General features: G+C 47.7%; 19 protein-coding genes. 18 read left to right on the forward strand and 1 reads right to left on the reverse strand.

The window, feature by feature from the left end; genetic code table 11:
- Positions 1-7 precede the first annotated feature (7 nt).
- The gene (locus ACRRNK_RS09360) at positions 8-877 is read right to left on the reverse strand and encodes a YitT family protein (protein ID WP_433946461.1); all 870 of its coding nucleotides are present in this window, start codon (positions 875-877) and stop codon (positions 8-10) included.
- A 151-nt stretch (positions 878-1028) separates the two neighbouring features.
- On the opposite strand from ACRRNK_RS09360, the gene ACRRNK_RS09365 reads away from it, so the two are divergent.
- From ACRRNK_RS09365 to ACRRNK_RS09450, 18 genes are all read left to right on the forward strand, one after another.
- The gene (locus ACRRNK_RS09365; protein WP_433946462.1) at positions 1029-1361 is read left to right on the forward strand and encodes a nucleotide pyrophosphohydrolase; all 333 of its coding nucleotides are present in this window, start codon (positions 1029-1031) and stop codon (positions 1359-1361) included.
- Between the two features lie 55 nt (positions 1362-1416).
- Complete coding sequence (locus ACRRNK_RS09370; RefSeq protein WP_433946463.1) at positions 1417-1938, forward strand: tetratricopeptide repeat protein; 522 nt, start codon at positions 1417-1419, stop codon at positions 1936-1938.
- A 33-nt stretch (positions 1939-1971) separates the two neighbouring features.
- Complete coding sequence (gene dapB / locus ACRRNK_RS09375; protein ID WP_433946464.1) at positions 1972-2775, forward strand: 4-hydroxy-tetrahydrodipicolinate reductase; 804 nt, start codon at positions 1972-1974, stop codon at positions 2773-2775.
- 16 nt (positions 2776-2791) lie between these two features.
- Positions 2792-3214 (forward strand): methylglyoxal synthase, encoded by a 423-nt coding sequence (mgsA, locus tag ACRRNK_RS09380; protein ID WP_433946465.1) that lies wholly within the window; start codon positions 2792-2794, stop codon positions 3212-3214.
- Positions 3211-3900, forward strand: coding sequence for a bacillithiol biosynthesis deacetylase BshB1 (bshB1, locus tag ACRRNK_RS09385; RefSeq protein ID WP_433946466.1), 690 nt, complete (start codon positions 3211-3213; stop codon positions 3898-3900). The genes mgsA and bshB1 overlap by 4 nt, the downstream gene beginning before the upstream one ends.
- 213 nt (positions 3901-4113) lie before the next feature.
- Positions 4114-5274 carry an N-acetyl-alpha-D-glucosaminyl L-malate synthase BshA gene (bshA, locus tag ACRRNK_RS09390; protein WP_433946467.1) on the forward strand — a complete coding sequence of 387 codons (1161 nt, stop codon included), beginning with the start codon at positions 4114-4116 and terminating at the stop codon, positions 5272-5274.
- 69 nt (positions 5275-5343) lie between these two features.
- Entirely contained in the window at positions 5344-6657 is a 1314-nt protein-coding gene (locus tag ACRRNK_RS09395) for a CCA tRNA nucleotidyltransferase (RefSeq protein WP_433946849.1), read from the forward strand.
- Entirely contained in the window at positions 6647-7618 is a 972-nt protein-coding gene (locus tag ACRRNK_RS09400) for a biotin--[acetyl-CoA-carboxylase] ligase (RefSeq protein ID WP_433946468.1), read from the forward strand. The genes ACRRNK_RS09395 and ACRRNK_RS09400 overlap by 11 nt, the downstream gene beginning before the upstream one ends.
- A 291-nt stretch (positions 7619-7909) precedes the next feature.
- On the forward strand, positions 7910-8746 hold the full coding sequence (gene panB, locus ACRRNK_RS09405) for a 3-methyl-2-oxobutanoate hydroxymethyltransferase (RefSeq protein ID WP_433946850.1): 837 nt from the start codon (positions 7910-7912) through the stop codon (positions 8744-8746).
- Positions 8743-9648 carry a pantoate--beta-alanine ligase gene (panC, locus tag ACRRNK_RS09410; protein WP_433946469.1) on the forward strand — a complete coding sequence of 302 codons (906 nt, stop codon included), beginning with the start codon at positions 8743-8745 and terminating at the stop codon, positions 9646-9648. Before panB ends, panC begins: the two co-directional genes overlap by 4 nt.
- Positions 9641-10024: an aspartate 1-decarboxylase gene (panD, locus tag ACRRNK_RS09415; protein ID WP_433946470.1), complete on the forward strand. Its 384-nt coding sequence runs from the start codon at positions 9641-9643 to the stop codon at positions 10022-10024. The genes panC and panD overlap by 8 nt, the downstream gene beginning before the upstream one ends.
- A 110-nt stretch (positions 10025-10134) precedes the next feature.
- On the forward strand, positions 10135-10767 hold the full coding sequence (locus ACRRNK_RS09420; protein ID WP_433946471.1) for a tetratricopeptide repeat protein: 633 nt from the start codon (positions 10135-10137) through the stop codon (positions 10765-10767).
- Positions 10768-10941: 174 nt separating this feature from the next.
- Positions 10942-13794, forward strand: coding sequence for an ATP-dependent DNA helicase DinG (dinG, locus tag ACRRNK_RS09425; RefSeq protein ID WP_433946472.1), 2853 nt, complete (start codon positions 10942-10944; stop codon positions 13792-13794).
- 35 nt (positions 13795-13829) lie between these two features.
- Positions 13830-14480 carry a redox-sensing transcriptional repressor Rex gene (locus ACRRNK_RS09430; RefSeq protein ID WP_433946473.1) on the forward strand — a complete coding sequence of 217 codons (651 nt, stop codon included), beginning with the start codon at positions 13830-13832 and terminating at the stop codon, positions 14478-14480.
- Entirely contained in the window at positions 14470-15768 is a 1299-nt protein-coding gene (locus ACRRNK_RS09435) for an amidohydrolase (protein WP_433946474.1), read from the forward strand. The genes ACRRNK_RS09430 and ACRRNK_RS09435 overlap by 11 nt, the downstream gene beginning before the upstream one ends.
- Positions 15769-15801: 33 nt before the next feature.
- Entirely contained in the window at positions 15802-16299 is a 498-nt protein-coding gene (locus ACRRNK_RS09440; RefSeq protein WP_433946475.1) for a DUF5590 domain-containing protein, read from the forward strand.
- A 274-nt stretch (positions 16300-16573) separates the two neighbouring features.
- On the forward strand, positions 16574-17107 hold the full coding sequence (locus tag ACRRNK_RS09445) for a hypothetical protein (protein ID WP_433946476.1): 534 nt from the start codon (positions 16574-16576) through the stop codon (positions 17105-17107).
- Positions 17100-18602, forward strand: coding sequence for an AAA family ATPase (locus tag ACRRNK_RS09450; RefSeq protein WP_433946477.1), 1503 nt, complete (start codon positions 17100-17102; stop codon positions 18600-18602). The genes ACRRNK_RS09445 and ACRRNK_RS09450 overlap by 8 nt, the downstream gene beginning before the upstream one ends.
- Positions 18603-18662: the final 60 nt, after the last annotated feature.

The raw sequence follows: 18662 nt of genomic DNA on the forward strand, positions 1-18662 counted from the left end.
TATTAGGTTAATCTTCTCTGAAACCTTCGCCATGAACATCATGAACATCATTAATAATGATGAATGCTCTCGGGTCTACCGATTTGGCAATCAAGGTTAGTCTGCGAATTTCCTGCCTTGCAACCACACAATAGGCCATGTGCTTCGCCTGCTTGGAGTAGGCTCCAATTGCGGGAATCAGTGTGACTCCCCGATCCATGTCCCTCGTGATCAAATCGGCAATTTCCGGTGCGTGATCGCTGATAATGGTGAACGCCTTAGCTGAGTAAGCACCTTCTTGAATAAAGTCAATTACCTTGGAAGCTATGAAGACGGCAACTAATGTGTACAGAATCTGTTCTTTTTTGATATAGAGCAGGGATATACCAATAATGATTACGTCCAAGGCCAAGATAACCTGTCCCATGCTCCAGCCGTATTTCCGGTTACAGATACGCGCGATGATATCTGATCCTCCCGTAGTTCCCCCGAAGCGGAACACGAGGCCAAGGCCGGCACCAAGGGTCACCCCTGCATAAAGTGACGCGAGTATGTAATCATGCTCCGTGGCAAATGGGACGATCCAGCCTTTACTGATCATAAGCTCGAATAGCCATAGAAAAAACGTCAAGGATCCTATGCCAATCCCGGTAAATACAATTTGCCGGCTCCCCAGTACCTTCCAGCCGAGCAGAAAGAGCGGGATGTTCAGAATTAAGGTTGAAAGTGAAGGGGATATGGAGAACGCATATTTAAGGAGAATTGTGATCCCGGTTACTCCGCCTTCCATAAGTTTGTTGGGAATAATGAAGTATAGCAGACCAAATGCATAGATGGCTGTACCAAGCAGTATCGGCAGTATGGTTCTTGATACACGAGCTAATTGGGTAGTAAGCATGTAATCCCTCGCTTGTTGGAAGATTGGGGAGCCTTAGCGCCCCAACCCATAGTATACCTTTTTAGGCTGCGTTTAAAAAAGGATTTGTTTTCAAAACTTCTTTACGATAACATAGGGGTAAAACCTTCGGGTACCCTAGGGGGGAATAAGGATGGAGGAAAAATCACTCGCAGAGATTCAACGCGAGGTTGATCGGTACATATCCCAGTTTAAAGAAGGTTACTTCAGTCCACTCGCTATGCTGGCGAGAATGAGTGAAGAAGTTGGCGAACTGGCTAGAGAAGTGAACCATACTTATGGAGAAAAGCCTAAGAAGACTTCCGAAGCCGACAACTCGATAGAGCTGGAGCTTGGCGATATTTTGTTCATTACCATTTGTTTTGCGAATTCTCTGGGGATTAACCTGACAGAAGCGCACGACAAAGTTATGCATAAGTTCAATACCAGGGATGCAGACAGGTGGACCCGGATAGACACCGAATAGCCCTTTTCTTCATATGCTGTAGGAACAGCAGTTGATAAGAGAAGGGGGAGGCCTTATGACGAAGACACTGGACTACGTGGCTGAGGCTTATCGCAGCATCCTGGAAAATGATTTCGAGCAGGCGATTCACTGGTTTGATCAAGCACTCGAATTAAGTCCGCAGGAAGCGGATATCCATTACCGGTGTTCAGTTACCTGTTCCCGAAGCAGCAGACTGGAGAAGGCAATCCACCATGCCAGGGCAGCTTTGGATTTGGAGCCGGGTACTGAGGAATATCGACTTCATTATGAACGACTGTTAGCCATGGAATTGACCCGAAAAGCTCTTAAGGCTCTTGAACACGGAAGCAGAACAGAGAATTCAGTCCGCGCCGCAGTAATCGACCTGGAACAGGCTGTTAAGATGGACCCTCTGTCATCTAAGGCCTATATTGGACTTGCAGTAGCTTACAGTGAGCTTGGAGAATATACATTTGCATTGTACGCAATAAGAGAAGCGATACAATTGCTGGACGGCGATTCTTCCATTCATGAACTTAAATTATGGGAACAACGAATTGAAACATATATCGAGTAATCATCATTCTAGTGGACAGTGAGGAGCATAAATATGACAACGAAGATCAGAGTTGCGGTAGCAGGAGCTGCAGGCCGTATGGGGAAAGAAGTCGTTAAAATGGTACTGGAAGATTCCGAGCTGGAGCTTGCGGCAGCCGTCAATCGATCCGGGGAAGGCACGGATGCGGGGACTTTGGTTGGTCTGCCTGCCTGCGGAATCAAGGTACAGTCCGATCTGGAATTGGCCTTAATCGAAAGTAAGGCCCAGGTACTGGTGGATTTCACTACTCCCCAATTTGCTTATAAGAATACAGAGCTTGCGATTCGCCTTGGTGTGTCGCCGGTGGTTGGAACCACAGGCTTCACTCCAGAACAGATTGAGGATCTGGACAAGCAGTGCAAGAGCAAAGGAATTGGAGGCCTCATTGCCCCGAATTTCTCCATAGGCGCGATCCTTATGATGAAATTTGCCGCACAGGCTGCCAAGCACTTTCCGAATCTTGAGATTATCGAGTATCATGGGGATCAGAAGCTTGATGCGCCATCAGGGACAGCGGTGAAGACAGCGGAGTTAATTGCTCAGAATCGGGAAGAGATTCGCCAAGGCAATCCGAACGAAGAAGAGACCATTGAAGGATCCCGGGGAGGGTACTATAACGGGTTCCGCATTCACAGTGTGCGGCTTCCAGGTGTTTTTGCCCAGCAGGAGGTTATCTTTGGCGGCTTTGGTCAGACCTTGAAGATTCGGCACGATTCCTATGAACGTGCGGGTTACATGCCTGGTGTTAACCTGGCTGTGAAGAAGGTTGTGGGCTATCAAGGTATGATCTATGGTTTTGAACATTTTATAGACTAGTAGGGGGTACAACGAAATGTTAAATATTGCGTTTATCGCCCATGACCGGAAGAAAGAGGAAATTGTCAACTTCGCGATTGCATATGAGCACGTGTTCGAGGGTAACAATCTATACTCAACCGGTACAACGGGGCAGCGGATTATGGATAATACCAAGCTGAATATACAGCGGTTCCTGTCAGGTCCTCTTGGGGGCGACCAGCAGATTGGAGCACTTATTGCTCAGAATCAAATGGATCTGGTGATTTTCCTGCGTGATCCTCTGATGGCTCAGCCGCACGAACCAGACATTACAGCGCTGCTACGCTTATGTGATGTGCATGGGATACCGGTAGCTACCAATGTAGCATCAGCTGAAATTATGGTCAGAGCTCTGGATAGGGGAGACCTAAGCTGGCGGGAGCTGGTTGAATTTCATCGTCCAAGGTTAGATAAATGAGTGAGAAGCTGGATATCCTCATCTTCGGAGCCCATGCGGATGACGCTGAAATAGGGATGGCCGGAACGATTGCCAAGCATGTTGAAGCAGGCCTGAAGGTCGGTATCTGTGATCTTACACAGGCGGAGATGTCCTCCAATGGGACAGTAGAGCTTCGCATGCAGGAAGCAGAAGCGGCTTCCAGGGTATTGGGCCTTACACTAAGGACCAATTTGGGACTGCCGGATCGTGGACTTTATATCACACCCGATCATGTGGCTGCAGTGACTTCTGTTATTCGTGAGTATGCACCGCGAATTGTTTTTGCGCCTTACTGGGAGGATCGTCATCCTGATCATGTGCAATGCAGTAAGCTGGTGGAGGAAGCAGTATTTAATGCGAAGCTGCGGAGAATGATGCCGGACAAGCCTCCTGTACTTGTGGACGAGCTGTACTTCTATTTCATAAATGACTGGAGAACACCGGATCTCATAGTTGATGTTACAAGTTATTACGAGACTAAAGAACGGTCGCTGCTCGCTTACGAATCTCAGTTCACACCTGGGAAAGAGGGAGTTGCCACCCCGCTTACACAAGGCTATGTGGAACGAGTAAAGGCACGAGATGCACTGCTGGGTCAGCGCAGGCTCATTCCTTATGCTGAAGGCTTCGCGGTTAAGACGCCTTATAAAGTTCATCTGTTCTGAAGACTATATACTTTGAATTTAAGAATTGCCCATAGGCAAGAGTGTGAAATGATTCTGGAGAAGCGAAGCGTTCGCCTTTGTGACCGGACTTCTACCTAATAAATTTAATAAAAGAAATCCGGGAACAACAGCGATTGGAAGAATATTTCACACGGCTGCCTCTACTGTAATTCAATTGTTCAGTCTATATAAAAAGAAAGAGGTGCCCCTGATATGAGCCAAACTCTAAAAATCGGCATCACCTGTTATCCGACACTTGGTGGATCAGGGGTTGTAGCGACTGAGCTCGGTAAGCTGCTTGCCGAGAAGGGACACGAAGTGCATTTTATTTCGCATAGTGTTCCTTTCCGGTTAGGGGCTTTTCAGAAAAATATATTTTATCATGAAGTAGAAGTGAACGATTATTATGTGTTTCGTTATCCGCCCTACGATCTATCCCTTGCTACGAAGATGGCCCATGTTGCCAAGCGGGAGAAGCTCGACATCCTTCATGTGCATTATGCTGTGCCGCATGCGGTGTGCGCATTTTTGGCCAAACAGATGGTGGGAGACGAGCTCAAGGTTGTGACAACTCTTCATGGAACGGATATTACAGTCCTTGCCCAGGATGAGTCACTGAAGGATTTGATCCGTCTGGCGATTAATGAAAGTGACGCCGTCACTTCCGTCTCCGAGGATTTAATGAAAGAAACCCGGGAAGTGCTTGAAATCTCGCGGGATATCGATTTAACCTATAACTTTGTAGATAAACGGATATATTATCCGCGTGATATAGATTCTTTAAGAAGTGATTTTGCAGCTCCTAACGAGAAGATCCTAATGCATATCTCTAACTTCAGACCCGTCAAGAGGGTGAGTGATGTGGTGGATATTTTCTCGATGGTCAGCAAAGAGATCCCTGCCCGTATGCTGTTTGTGGGTGAAGGACCGGAGCTGCCGAAGATTCAGTGCAAGATCAAGCAGCTTGGCCTTGAGGACCGTGTTCATTTTCTGGGAAAACAGGACCAGATTGCCCAAGTAATATCGATGGCAGACGTTCTCCTTCTACCTTCTGAGAAAGAGAGCTTTGGCCTCGTGGCCCTTGAAGCAATGGCTTGCGGGGTGCCTACGATCGGTTCAGAGGCTGGAGGTATTCCTGAACTGGTGTCTCACGGGAATACCGGATTCCTGGCCCCAATTGGCGATACCAGAGCCATGGCGGATTATGCAATTAAGCTGCTAACGGATGCCAAGCTGGCTGAGCAAATTTCTGAAGCTTGCTTGGTGCGGGCGAGGAACGAATTCAGCAGCGACCGGATTACCGAAGAGTACGAACAAATTTATTACCGGGTACTAGGGCGTAAAGCTCCGAATCTTAAGCCGGTATGCAGTTAACTACTCCGGGTGAGAAGGGGACAGCTCCTTTTCCCCGGAGTCTTGTGTGTGAGGAGATGATTAATCTTGGTGAAACAGTGGAATCACGTCGATTCGCTCATGGTGTCTGCAGGCGAAGAAGTACTCAGGCGTATCGGAGATGCTGGATATGAGGCCTACTGGGTTGGCGGCTGTGTGAGGGACGAAGTCATGGGAAGACCAGTGCATGATATGGATATCGCAACCTCAGCTCGGCCCGAGATGGTCACTCAGTTGTTTGAACGCTGTATCCCTACAGGACTCCAGCATGGCACTGTCACCGTACTCATCCAGAAGCAGGCGTTCGAGGTCACTACCTTCCGTAAAGAAACTGAATATGAAGATCATAGGCGTCCCGCTTCGGTTGAATTCGTGGATGCGGTTCTGGAAGATTTGAAGCGCCGGGATTTCACGATGAACGCCATGGCTATGGATTTGGAGGGCCAGCTGATTGATCCTTTCCATGGGAGAGAGGATATTAAGGCTGGGTTAATCCGGTGTGTGGGCGAGGCGGACGAAAGGTTTGAGGAAGACGCTCTCCGGATGTTCAGAGCAATTCGTTTTGCTTCGGTATTCGGGTTTACACCCGTCCTAAGCACATGGCGAGCCTTACTTCGTAACCGGGACAAGATGGGATTTATTGCTATAGAGCGGATCCGTGCCGAGTTCGAGAAGATCTTGTACGGTCCTGATCCTCTGCGTGGGCTGGAACTGCTCCGCCGGAGCGGGTTACTTGAGTACTCAAGAGTTCCCCTAGGGCCTGTTCAGATCCAGACTGAATTGCTGAGGAAGCTTCCACTGCTCCCAGCCGAACCTGTACAACTTCGCTTGTCTCTTCTTGTTCAGGGGCTTGGTATTGATACCCAGGCCGTACTGGATCTATTGAAGCGGTGGACGTTCTCCAATCGTGAAGCGGAGGGGACTGCCAGCTTGACCCGGTTCGATCAGGAATTAATGGATCAATTTCATGCAGTATCCAGCATGTCCGCACAAGAGCGTGAGGAGTCTCTTCGTCGAAGTTGGATATTATTACAGCTAACCTATGGAAAAGATACGGCGGGTCTCTGGATTTCAAGAATGAAGGTTTTACTAGGTTCTTCCAAGACAGACGGAAGCTCATCGCTGATCAGTCTAGAGCTGCTTGAGATTCTTGAGGCTTGGCATTCGAGTATACCTGTTCATCAGGTTCGTGAGCTTGCGGTCAAGGGGAATGAAGTGCTTGAGGGAATTAGCCGGCCCGGTGGGCCATGGCTTGGGAGCTTGATGAAGAAATTATTGTACGCTGTGGCAGCAGGAGATATTTCGAATAACAAGGAAGCATTGCTTAATGAAGTAAAACGGACGGTGAATCTTAATGAAACCTAATACAGTCTTGGACATGCTTCTGCAGAATCCTGGGGAATATATGTCTGGTGAAGAAATTAGCAAACGCTTGGCGATCAGCCGTACAGCGGTATGGAAGCAGATTAATAAGCTTCGCGAAGCGGGATATGAATTTGATGCGGTGTCCCGCAGGGGATATCGTTTGGTACAGAAGCCGGCAAGAATGAACCCTATCAGCTTGATGAGCGCAATGAGTTCAAATACTTTTGGCAAGCATCTGAAATTGTTGGAAGTTACTACGTCTACGCAGGAGGAAGTGAGAAAGCTGGCCGAGGAAGGCGCTCCTGAAGGTACGCTGGTTATTGCAGAAGAACAGACCGGAGGACGCGGCCGCTTAGGACGCAAGTTCTTCTCTCCTTCTGGCAAGGGCATCTGGATGAGCCTGCTCCTTAGACCTGATCGGCCCTTATCCTGTGCACCTCAGCTGACCTTGCTGGCCGCGGTAGCTGTATGCAGAGCTATCAAATCCGCAACCGGCGTAGAGAGTGGGATCAAATGGCCGAACGATCTGCTAGTTCAAGGACGCAAAATCTGCGGAATTCTACTGGAGTCGGTCGCTGAGGATGAACGGATCCGTTATTGCATTGCTGGAATCGGGATTAACGCGAACATGACTATGGAGGATTATCCTGAGGAATTGCGAAGCATCGTGACTTCACTTCAGATGGAGAGCGGGAAAGCTGTTGACCGGGCAGTTCTTATCGGGGCGGTAATGTCCGAGCTGGAACAGCTGTATAAGCTGTATTTGGAGGAGGGATTTACCCCGATTGCTCATTTGTGGGAAGCTCTGTCTGTTACAATCAACCGTGAAGTTACCCTGAATACTTCAAGAGGAATCGTGTCTGGATATGCAACAGGGATAGATGGGAATGGGGCACTGATCCTGGAAAATGAAGGTGAAAAGTTCACAGTTTTCTCAGGAGATGTGCAACTTGGCGGTTGAAAAGTTGACCTGATCTGATATACTGACCGTACGAGGTGGTATTGGCTGGACCAAACTGCACTCCAAAGTTAGTTGCAATATGCATGATGTATCATGAATCTGGTTACGTTGGATTCTGCTCTGAGCCGAAGGGACCGAGACAGAAGGGACGAACGTATGTTACTCTTCTATGGATCTATGGACTTTTCGGACTTTTTGGTGCACAGCTGAAAGGTTCTTTTTGTTGTGTACGCATACTTCTAAATTTGGGATACCCAAAGGAGATGAAAGTCCGTGCTAAACATTGTGAAAATGAAAAAAATGAAACAGGACGGCGAGAAGCTGACCATGATTACCGCTTATGACTATCCTTCTGCTAGGCTGGCGGAGGAAGCGGGCGTAGATCTGCTGCTTGTCGGTGACTCGCTTGGCAACGTTGTACTGGGATATGATTCAACGGTTCCTGTAACTATTGATGATATGGTCTATCACTCCAGGGCGGTTAGACGTGGAGCTGAGCACACATTTATTGTGACAGATATGCCCTTCATGACTTATCATGGCGGTATTGATGAGACGCTTAAGAATGTCAGAAGAATTATGCAGGAAGGTCATGCTCACGCTGTAAAAATGGAAGGCGGGGTGGAAATCTGCCTGGCAGTTGAAAGCATTGTCAAGTCCGGCGTACCTGTTCTTGGACATATTGGTCTTACACCACAATCGGTGAACCAAATTGGAGGTTATCGCATTCAAGGTAAGGACGAACGGGATGCCCGTCGTCTGCTCGAAGATGCCAAGGCACTGGAGAGAGCGGGTGCTTTTGGCGTTGTTCTTGAGCTTGTGACCGAGGAAGTTGCTTCTGAGATCTCCAAACAGCTCTCCATTCCTACCATCGGTATTGGGGCGGGAAGAAGCTGTGACGGTCAAGTGCTAGTGTATCATGATGTGCTCAAATATGATTCGGATTATCGGGAGAAGCGTTTCGTGAAGACCTTTGCTGACGTTGGAAATGAAGTTCGCCGCGGAATTCGTGAATATGTAGAAGAAGTAAAATCAGGTCAATTCCCGGCGAAAGAGCATGTGTTCCATGCTGATGAGAGCGTGGTTGATTCATTGTACGGCAGAGGAAAGGTGGACACCCGGTCATGATCGTTATAGATAAAGTTACTGATCTTAAGAAATATGTTAAGCAGGAGCGGTTTAGCGCAGCTAAGGCTGGACAAGAACTGTCCGTGGGCTTCGTGCCTACGATGGGCTTCCTCCATGAGGGCCACGCCAGTCTGCTGAAGCAGGCAAGGGAACACAATGATCTTGTAGTTCTGAGCATCTTTGTTAATCCAATTCAGTTCGGTCCGAATGAGGACCTGGACCGGTATCCCCGTGATGAGAAGAGAGACCTGGCTTTGGCAGAGCGTGAAGGGGTGGATGTAGTCTTTCTGCCGAGCGTACAGGAGATGTACCCTCAGCCTACAAAGACGAAAATTGCGGTATCTGAGCTTACTGATGAACTGTGCGGTGCTTCGCGCCCCGGCCATTTCGATGGGGTAACCACGGTGGTAGGTAAGCTGTTTCATATGATCGCCCCGGATAAAGCTTATTTTGGACTCAAAGATGCACAGCAAGTAGCGGTTATCCGCCAAATGGTGGATGATTTGAACTTTGATGTAGAGATTGTCCCCTGCCCTATTGTTCGTGAATCAGATGGACTGGCACTCAGTTCCAGGAACGTATATTTGAAGGAAGAAGAGAGAAAGCAGGCTCTGATCCTGTCCAGATCTCTGCGTGAAGCAGAAGAGTGGATGAAGAACGACCCGGCCGTGACCCTGGCCGAAATTCGTGATGGCCTGACCCGGAATATTAAGTCTCAGCCCATGGCTGTAATTGATTATGTGGATATTTTAGCATTTCCATCGCTAACACCAGTCCATGAAGAGGCTAAGGTAAGCGATCTGGATGGAGAACTCTTGATTGCCCTGGCGGTTAAATTCGGAACAACTCGTCTGATTGATAACATTCTTTTTACTACCAAAGGAGTGGTAACTCATGTATAGAACCATGATGAAATCCAAAATTCACCGCGCAACCGTGACAGAGGCGAACCTCAACTACGTGGGCAGTATTACCATAGATGAGAACCTGATGGAGCGGGCAGACCTGCTTGAGAATGAGAAAGTACAAATTGTAAACAATAATAACGGTGCTCGCCTAGAGACTTATGTGATTCCAGGACCACGCGGCAGCGGTGTGATCTGTCTTAATGGAGCGGCAGCGAGATTGGTTCAGCCGGGGGACACGGTTATTATCATTTCCTATGCACAGATGTCCCAGGAGGAAGTACGTCACCATAAGCCTACCGTTTTGTTCGTCGATGAGAATAACCGTCCTGTTGAAACAGCCAGCTACGAGGTACATGCGACAGTCCGTTAAGCTGTAATCCATTATTTAAGGGGTTCCTTCAAGAATGAAATCATCCGCCTAAACAAAAAATGAACATAGGGCCGCTGCTTGATTTCATTTTCGTTTAGGGTGGGATGCAGATGATGTTTCAGCATGTATTTGCGGAAATGAATGATATGTTGGAGGAAATCGCTGAGATGTACCCGATCGCTAAAGGTAACCAGAAGCAGGAGCTGGGCAAAAAGTGGCAATTGCTTAAAGCTATGAGTGATGGAATTATTGAGGAGTGGCTTTCTTTTGAAGAGAAAATGAGTGATGTACGCAAAAGCTGGGGGTTAACGGATTCTGCTAAGATTGTGGAGCTGCCTGAGATGAAGTCGGGTACCTTCATTAAGGGACAGGGCTATTACAAGCTAATGATGTATTCCCATGCGGCCGAACAGTTCAAGCGTACCACCGAGGAGTTTCAAGACAGCCTGTTGGCCCGGATTTATTTGGCCATGTCCTATTTGAATATGAATGATACCCGGGAGGCGGGACGGCATTTTCAATGGGTGCTGCCATTGACGGACAACAAGCGGCTTAGATCCATCGTCTATAATGCGCTTGGTTGTATTGAAGCGAAGATGAACCATATGGATAAAGCACAAGAATATTTTACATTAGCCCATCATATTGATCCTTCATTTACTGAGCCCTTGAATAATTTGGATGTATGCCAACAAAAACGGGGATCCCTGCAGTTCGGAGCCCAGCTTACTTCATTATTGTAATGTATCTTAATTTGATGAACGATGCGACCATTCAATGGGATTTTTTCGCATCGTTTTTTGTTTGTTATAGGGTAAAAGAGGGGTGCGAATATTTGTTTGCATGTCTTAATTTCCAAACCGAGTTTTTTTTGATATGCTGTTAGAGAGACTGGAATGAAAGGTAATGAGTATATAATGAAATATGCCGTTCTCGATTTTGAAACGACAGGTAACCAGTCCTCTGATGAAATTATTCAAGTTGGGCTTGCTATTATAGATCATGATCGTACGATTAGCCAGGTATATTCCTCGTATGTGAAGCCGGGTGTACCGATTCCGCCTTTTATTTCTGGGTTAACAGGGATTACCGAGGAGGATGTACAGAACGCTCCCTTACTGGATGAGGTTATGATGGAAATGGTGCCTCTTCTGGACGATGTGATCCTCGTTGGCCATAACGTTGCTTTTGACTTTAATTTCTTACAGAGTGCTTTGGACAAAACGGGCTATTTACCCTTTACGGGGAGAATCCTGGATACCATGGATTTCCTCAAAATAATGTTTCCTTCGCTTACATCATATCAGCTTGGCTTTGTGTCCGGTGAATTTGGGGTAACCCATGACAGACCTCATCAAGCCGATTCCGATGCCTTGGCTACCGCACTTATTTTTGCTAAATGTCTGGAAGAGATTGATGACCTTCCACTTCTCGCTTTGCAGCGGCTTTCTGACCTGTTCTCAGGCGAGGACAGTGATTTGGGATGGTTCTTTGATGCTGCACTCCAGATCAGGGAGAGGGAAACGGACGCTTCAACAGATGGGTTCACCTATTACCGTCAGTTCGCGCTTCGGACAGAAGACTGGATTGACATCAAGCCGCCGCGAAGTGAGGATTTCGATAATCCTCTGAAGGATAAATCTTTCGAGCAGTTTATGGCTGATGTTCGTGCGAACTTGAAGAGCAAGCTCCCTGGGTATGAAGAGCGGGAAGCTCAGAATATCATGCTTGAAGACGTCATGAAGGCCTTTGATGAGGATAAGCACTTGTTGGTCGAAGCAGGTACGGGTACAGGGAAGTCACTCGGTTATCTGCTGCCTGCGATTTATCACAGCGTTAAGTCTGAAGAGAAGGTTATGGTAAGTACGCATACCATCAACCTGCAAGAGCAGCTCCGCGAGAGAGATATTCCTCTGCTTACGGACGTGGTTCCTTTTCCATTTCGGGCAGCAATCTTCAAAGGAAGAGGGCATTATTTGTGTCTGCGCAAATTTGAACATAAAATAAACAAGAGAGATTTCACTACACCAAAGGAAGAAGTTATGACGGCTGCACAGATGATCGTGTGGTTAACCCAGACCGAGACCGGGGATGATGAAGAGCTGAACCAGGGCAATCGGGGAGCTGATTTCTGGGAGACGGTTGCCAGTGAATCGGATTCCTGTCTGGGACGCTCATGTCCATGGTTCAGAAAGTGCTTCTATCATAAGGCCAAACACGAGGCTGGTGTAGCTGATGTGGTGATCACGAACCACTCGAAGCTGTTCACAGATGTGAAGGCGGGTCATCAGCTGCTTCCGAGCTATGAACGTCTTGTCATTGACGAGGCACACCATCTCGAAGAAGTAGCCGGCAAGCATTTGGGTATGAATATGAAATACTTCACGGTCGTTCACACCTTGACACGCCTCTTCAAGGACAGTAAGACGGGTCAGCTTCCGAATCTGCGGGCTCAGCTTCAGACCAGCGGGTCGGAGAAGGCCAGCGAGTGGATGAGTGTAATTGATAATCTGTACCCTGAGATTATTGAGATCAAGGAGAACTGGGATCGTCTCAGCGATCAATTGTTCGGACTCATGCCTGAGCGAAGCGATGCCGCTCCCGGAGACCCGGGACAGTTCGTTCTTCGTCTGCTTCCGCACAAAAAGCCCAAGAATTGGGATGCGCTTAGTGAAATCGAGAATCAGATTTACATGACTATGGGTACGGTAATTCGCAAAGGCGAACGTATGGTGAATGAGCTAAAGGAAGATGACGAAAGTTATAGCTCTGAGAGCCTGGTGACGGATATAAGCGGTCTGTTCAAGGATTTGGGAGCTGAGAGGGACAGTATCCGTTCTTTTATGAAGCTCGACAATGAGGAGACGGTCTACTGGCTTGAAGGTAACGGTCATTACCGCAGCCGGTCTCTGCAAATTTATGCTGTACCCGTTGAGGTAAGTGAACAGCTTAAAGCTCTTTTCTTTGATAAAAAGAAGAGCGTTATCATGACCTCTGCTACTTTATCCGTAGACAAGTCGTTTCAATATATGATCGAGCAGCTGGGACTTACGGAAGCTTCTGAGCAGGATCAATTATTGACCTCGTTGCTTCCCTCACCATTCAAGTACAGGGAACAGGCCCTGCTCGTCATCCCTCGGGATTTCCCAAGTGTGAAGGGCAGTGTCGGGGACGATCATTTCGTGAATACACTCGTACAGTCCTTGGCTGATTCGGCAATTGCTACCCAAGGACGCATGCTTGTATTGTTCACTTCTTATCGTATGCTTAGACAGGTATATGACCCCCTGAAAGAGGTTCTATCTACACAGGGGATTACAGTCATTGGACAAGGAGTAGACAGCGGAAATCGGACTAAGCTTACTCGAAGATTTCAGGGCCAGCAGGCCTCTGTATTGCTCGGTACGAGCAGCTTCTGGGAAGGTGTCGATATTCCAGGGGAGGCTCTTACGAGTCTGGCTATCGTACGGCTTCCATTTCAACCTCCGAACCATCCGCTGGTAGAAGCCAAGAGCGAGCGGCTGCAGCAGCAGAAGAAGAATCCATTTATGAAGTTGTCCGTCCCGCAGGCGGTTATCCGCTTCAAGCAGGGATTTGGACGACTGGTGCGGTCCTCCCAGGACCGCGGTATCGTGATTGTATATGATACACGAATTCTCGAGTCCTATTACGGGAAGTATTTCCTTTATTCTTTGCCAGGCCCAAAGATGGAGCATATGCCCACCAACCAAATGGTGCCTCGGATTTCGGAATGGCTTGGCCACCGGTGATCAACCGGACTCATTAGCATTAGGGGGAAAAAGAAATGAAATCGGAGAAAATCTCAGATGCGGTGGTACGCAGATTACCCGTATATCTGCGCTTTCTGAATGAACTGAGCCTTCGGGAAGTCGCAACCGTCTCATCGCAGGAGCTTGGACAAAAGCTGGATCTGAACCCGGCTCAAATTCGCAAAGATCTTGCATACTTCGGTGATTTTGGTCGTAAAGGTATCGGATATGATGTCTCCTATCTGATCGAGAAGATTCGCCAAATCCTCAACTTGGATCAGCAGATCAATGTGGCCCTTGTCGGGGCCGGGAACTTGGGTCAGGCCTTATCCAATTACAATACGTACTTGAAGGACAATATGAAGATCGTGGCGGTCTTCGATGCCTCGGAGAAGAAGGTCGGCCAGAAGATTAATTCCTTGACCGTACAGCCGATTGAAGATCTTGGTGCTACCGTGAAGAAGCTGGGTATCCGGATTGGAATTATAACTGTGCCTGATTTTGAGGCACAACGGGTAGCCGATCAGCTTATCGATGCTGGAATTGAAGCGATCCTTAACTTTGCGCCAACAATTCTGAAGGTGCCTGCCGAGATACGCCTGCACGCGGCAGATTTTACAACGGATCTGCTCAGCCTGGCATATTATTTGGGAGATGGAAAGGAAGCAGTGACAAATGAGTCGTAAATGGTTAATTGAAAACGGAAGCTTTGCTGTGCTGGAACCAGGACGTTCTGTGGTCAAGGGATATATGTTAATTGAGGACGATCTGATCAAATATGTCGGAGAGTCTCGTCCCGAGGTCGAAGAGGGGACAGACACTTTTGACGGAAGGGGCCTGCTATTTGCTCCAGGGCTGATTAATACCCATGGTCATGCAGCGATGTCTCTGCTGCGCGGTTATGGGGACGATATGCTGCTCCAAACTTGGCTGCAGGAGAAGATGTGGCCGATGGAAGCCAAGTTCACCTCCAGAGATGTATACTGGGGTACCGCGCTGTCTGTCGTGGAAATGCTTAAGGGAGGTACGACAACCTTCCTGGACATGTATGACCATATGGATCAGGTAGCTAAAGTAACGGAGGAATCGGGAATTCGTGCTGTACTGATGCGCGGAGCCATTGGCTTATGTCCTGAGGACGTACAGCAGCAGAAGCTGGAAGAGGCGATACGGTTCGCCCAAGATTGGCATGGCAAGGCGGATGGGCGAATTACGACCATGATGTCCCCGCATTCCCCTTACACTTGTCCGCCTGCATTCATTGAGAAGTTCGTTCAAGCGGCTCATGACCTGGATCTTCCGCTGCATACCCACATGTCCGAGACTGCCGCTGAAGTGCAGCAGAATATCAATGAGTATGGTCTTCGTCCAACGATGCATTTGGAAAAGCTAGGATTCTTCTCACGACCTTCAATCATCGCCCACGGCGTGCATTTGAATGATGAAGAGATCGAGATTCTTGCTACGAATAAGGTTGCGGTGTCGCATAACCCTGGGAGCAACCTTAAGCTTGCCAGCGGCGTTGCCCGTGTCGTTGATCTGCAAAAGGCAGGGGTTGTTGTCTCCTTGGGTACAGACGGGGCAGCAAGCAACAACAACCTCGACATGTTCGAGGAGATTAGGCTGGCAGCCTTGATACATAAAGGTGTATCAGGTGATCCGACGGCTGTACCGGCAGAAGAAGCTCTTAAAATGGGCACGATTTATGGTGCTCAGTCCGTATACCTGCCAAATACCGGAAGGCTTGCGGAAGGCATGAAGGCTGACTTCATTGCTATGAATACCGATCAAGCTCACTTTATTCCGCATACGGATTTCATTTCTCATATGGTATATTCCGCTGGCCCTAAGGACGTTGAACATGTGTGGGTGAACGGGAATCAGGTTGTTAAGCATGGCAGCTGTCTGACCATTGATGAAGAGCGGGTACGCAGAGAAGCTCAAGCTTGTTTCGAAGGATTGCTCTCCCGCTAAGCGGAGCACTTCTGAGTGAAAGGAAGTGATCGCATGAAGAAAAAAACGAAATGGATTTTGATGTCCATAGTTATCGCCCTGCTGATTCTGTTTGGAATTCAGAGATATTATGTGTATTCGATGGAGGATTATTGGAACGAGAAGAACGCTGCTGTCATTGTGGCCAAGCAGCAGGCTAATCTGGCTTCGTTAACACATGCCAGTAAGTCCGTATGGGATACCGTGTGCTGGGTGATCGAAGGCAAAAGTACATCGGGAGAAGATATTGTGGTATGGGTCGTTGATGGTAAGGTTGACCACCAGGAGCTGGCGAAGAATGGAGTCAGCCTTGATCAGGTTAAGAACAGCATCAAGTCTCAAATGCCGGATATCTCTATTGTCCGCCTTGTCCCAGGTATATTTGATCAGGGGGCAGGGAAGCAATACGTATATCAATTGTTCTATAAAGATGGAGATCATTACAACTATAAGTTTTATAGGTTCGCCGATGGCCAGGCTCTGCCTGATACCTACACTTTGCCTAATCGGTAGGCTTGAGCCTTAGTGTTCTCCTATATTAAGAGACCTTCCAATTTAATTGGAAGGTCTCTTTGAATTGCGAACAATTCTTGAACATTAGAAGAAATTATCGATTATTTCAAATATTTTCAATAAGAAGTTTAGAAAAAAGTATATATTCTATGATATACTATTACTTGTACGTTTCAGTATATGATGATACACAAACAGACGGAGAAATCCGTTAATTTTTTTGAGTGGTCGTGTTTTGTATGTATAAGATTGAAATTACTAAGGGGGATATGAATTGAAATTACGTCTTGTTCCATTGATTACTAGCGTCGTTATCTCCGCAGCAATTCTGTTTGGTGGGTGGTTCGCTTATAGTCAGTTTGCTGTTGAGGCCCCGCTTAAGAAATTGGTCACCGAGTATGAGGGTGTCAACAACGTTCAATTTGTTATTACCCAGAAACAGGTGGACTTGAAACTCGATCTACAACCAAAAACCGATTTAAGAGGTTTAGTTGAACATTTGACGGTTGACGGCAAGTCGTTGATCGGCAGCCGCAAGCTAAAGCTTACCGTTGTGGATCATTCAAATAAAGTACTCGATCAGTGGTGGTCCAAAGCTCTCTTTCCTGTAGCGGAAGCCATGGATAATAAGAAATATACCGAGATTCCGGTGACTCTAGAGAAGCTTCAAGAGGGAGCACCAGGACTTTCAGTCAATACGGTAATGGATAATCAGAATATATATGTGACTCTATCAGACGGAAAAGCCAGCAAGTTCATTATACTTCCGCGAGTGCCGGGTGAGATGGGGGTATGGAGCAATGTCTAAGTTCATTAAAGAAGTCGTAATCGGGATTGTACTCGTACTTCTCGTGTTCCTTGCTTATATTGGAGTTAATATCATTCCGGTCATTGTTGGACTAGCCATGGTTGGGGCCTTGTTCGCGGTGGTTCAAATGAAAGGCGGAATCACGGTAGGTGCTTCCCAGGACCGCAAACGGAAGAAAGCGGGCCCGGCCAAGCTTACCTTTGAAGAAATTGGAGGACAGGATAATGCGAAGCAGGAGCTTCGTGAGGCCCTTGATTTCATGGTTAGACATGAAGAAATTAAGAAGTTCGGCATTCGCCCACTCAAGGGGATTCTGCTAACAGGCCCTCCGGGAACAGGGAAGACTTTGATGGCTAAAGCTGCGGCTCACTATACAAAGTCCGTATTTGTGGCGGCTTCCGGCTCTGAATTCGTAGAGATGTATGTAGGTGTCGGTGCGGGACGCATCCGGGAATTGTTCAAGGAAGCCCGGACGCGCGCTGCACAGGAGAAGAAAGAGAATGCAATTATTTTCATAGATGAGATCGATGTAATCGGGGGAAAAAGAGAAGGCGGACAACAACGGGAGTATGACCAGACTCTGAATCAGCTTCTTACGGAAATGGACGGCATTTATAACTCGGACGCCCCTCGTATTCTGGTGATCGCGGCAACGAACCGCAAAGAAATGCTGGACAGCGCGCTGCTGCGTCCTGGCCGCTTCGACCGTCATATTCAGGTAGAATTGCCTGATAAGAAGGGCCGGAAGCATATTCTTGAGCTGCATGCTAAGAATAAGCCTCTGAATGAGGATGTCAGCTTAGAGAAACTTGCTGAAGAGACATACGGCTTCTCTGGAGCCCAGCTGGAAAGTGTAATGAATGAAGGTGCTATCTATGCCATGAGAGAGAACCTTCAGATCATCGACCAGCGCCACCTGTCTATGGGTGTGGATAAGGTCATGCTCGGAGAGAAGACGGACAGGGAATCGACCGAAGAAGAGAAGCGCAGAGTGGCAGTACACGAACTTGGGCATGCTGTGCTCGCTGAGATCGTGGCTCCAGGCAGTGTGAATCAGGTAGCTCTCAGTCCTCGCGGACAAGCGCTGGGATATGTTCGTCATAACCCGCAGCAGGAGCAGTATTTGTATACCAAATCTTATCTTGAAGGACAAATCATGGTGGCTCTTGCGGGAGCTGCTGCAGAGGAGATCTATTATGGGGGCAGAAGTACAGGGTCACGCAATGACTTTGAACAGGCTCTGAAGCTTGTCCACACCATGATGACGTCAGGTCTTACCCGGCTTGGTATTGTGAACATGGATATGGTCACCAAGGAAGTTCTTATGAATGAGAACAGCCGTATCCTGGATGACCTCGCGGCCCGTACCAAAGCGGCTTTAATCGAGCATGCGGCGGTATTCGACAAATCCCTTGAAATTCTAATTCACGAAGAACGTCTCTCGGGAGAACAATTTCGTTGTCAATTTCGTGACAGCATCCTTTTACCAGCCTGATTTTTTCAGGTTGGTAATTTTTTTTTACTTTTTATTCGTGCTAAGATATTATTATATGTT

The sequence above is a fragment of the Paenibacillus sp. SN-8-1 genome (assembly GCF_050995535.1).
GTDB lineage: Bacteria > Bacillota > Bacilli > Paenibacillales > Paenibacillaceae > Fontibacillus.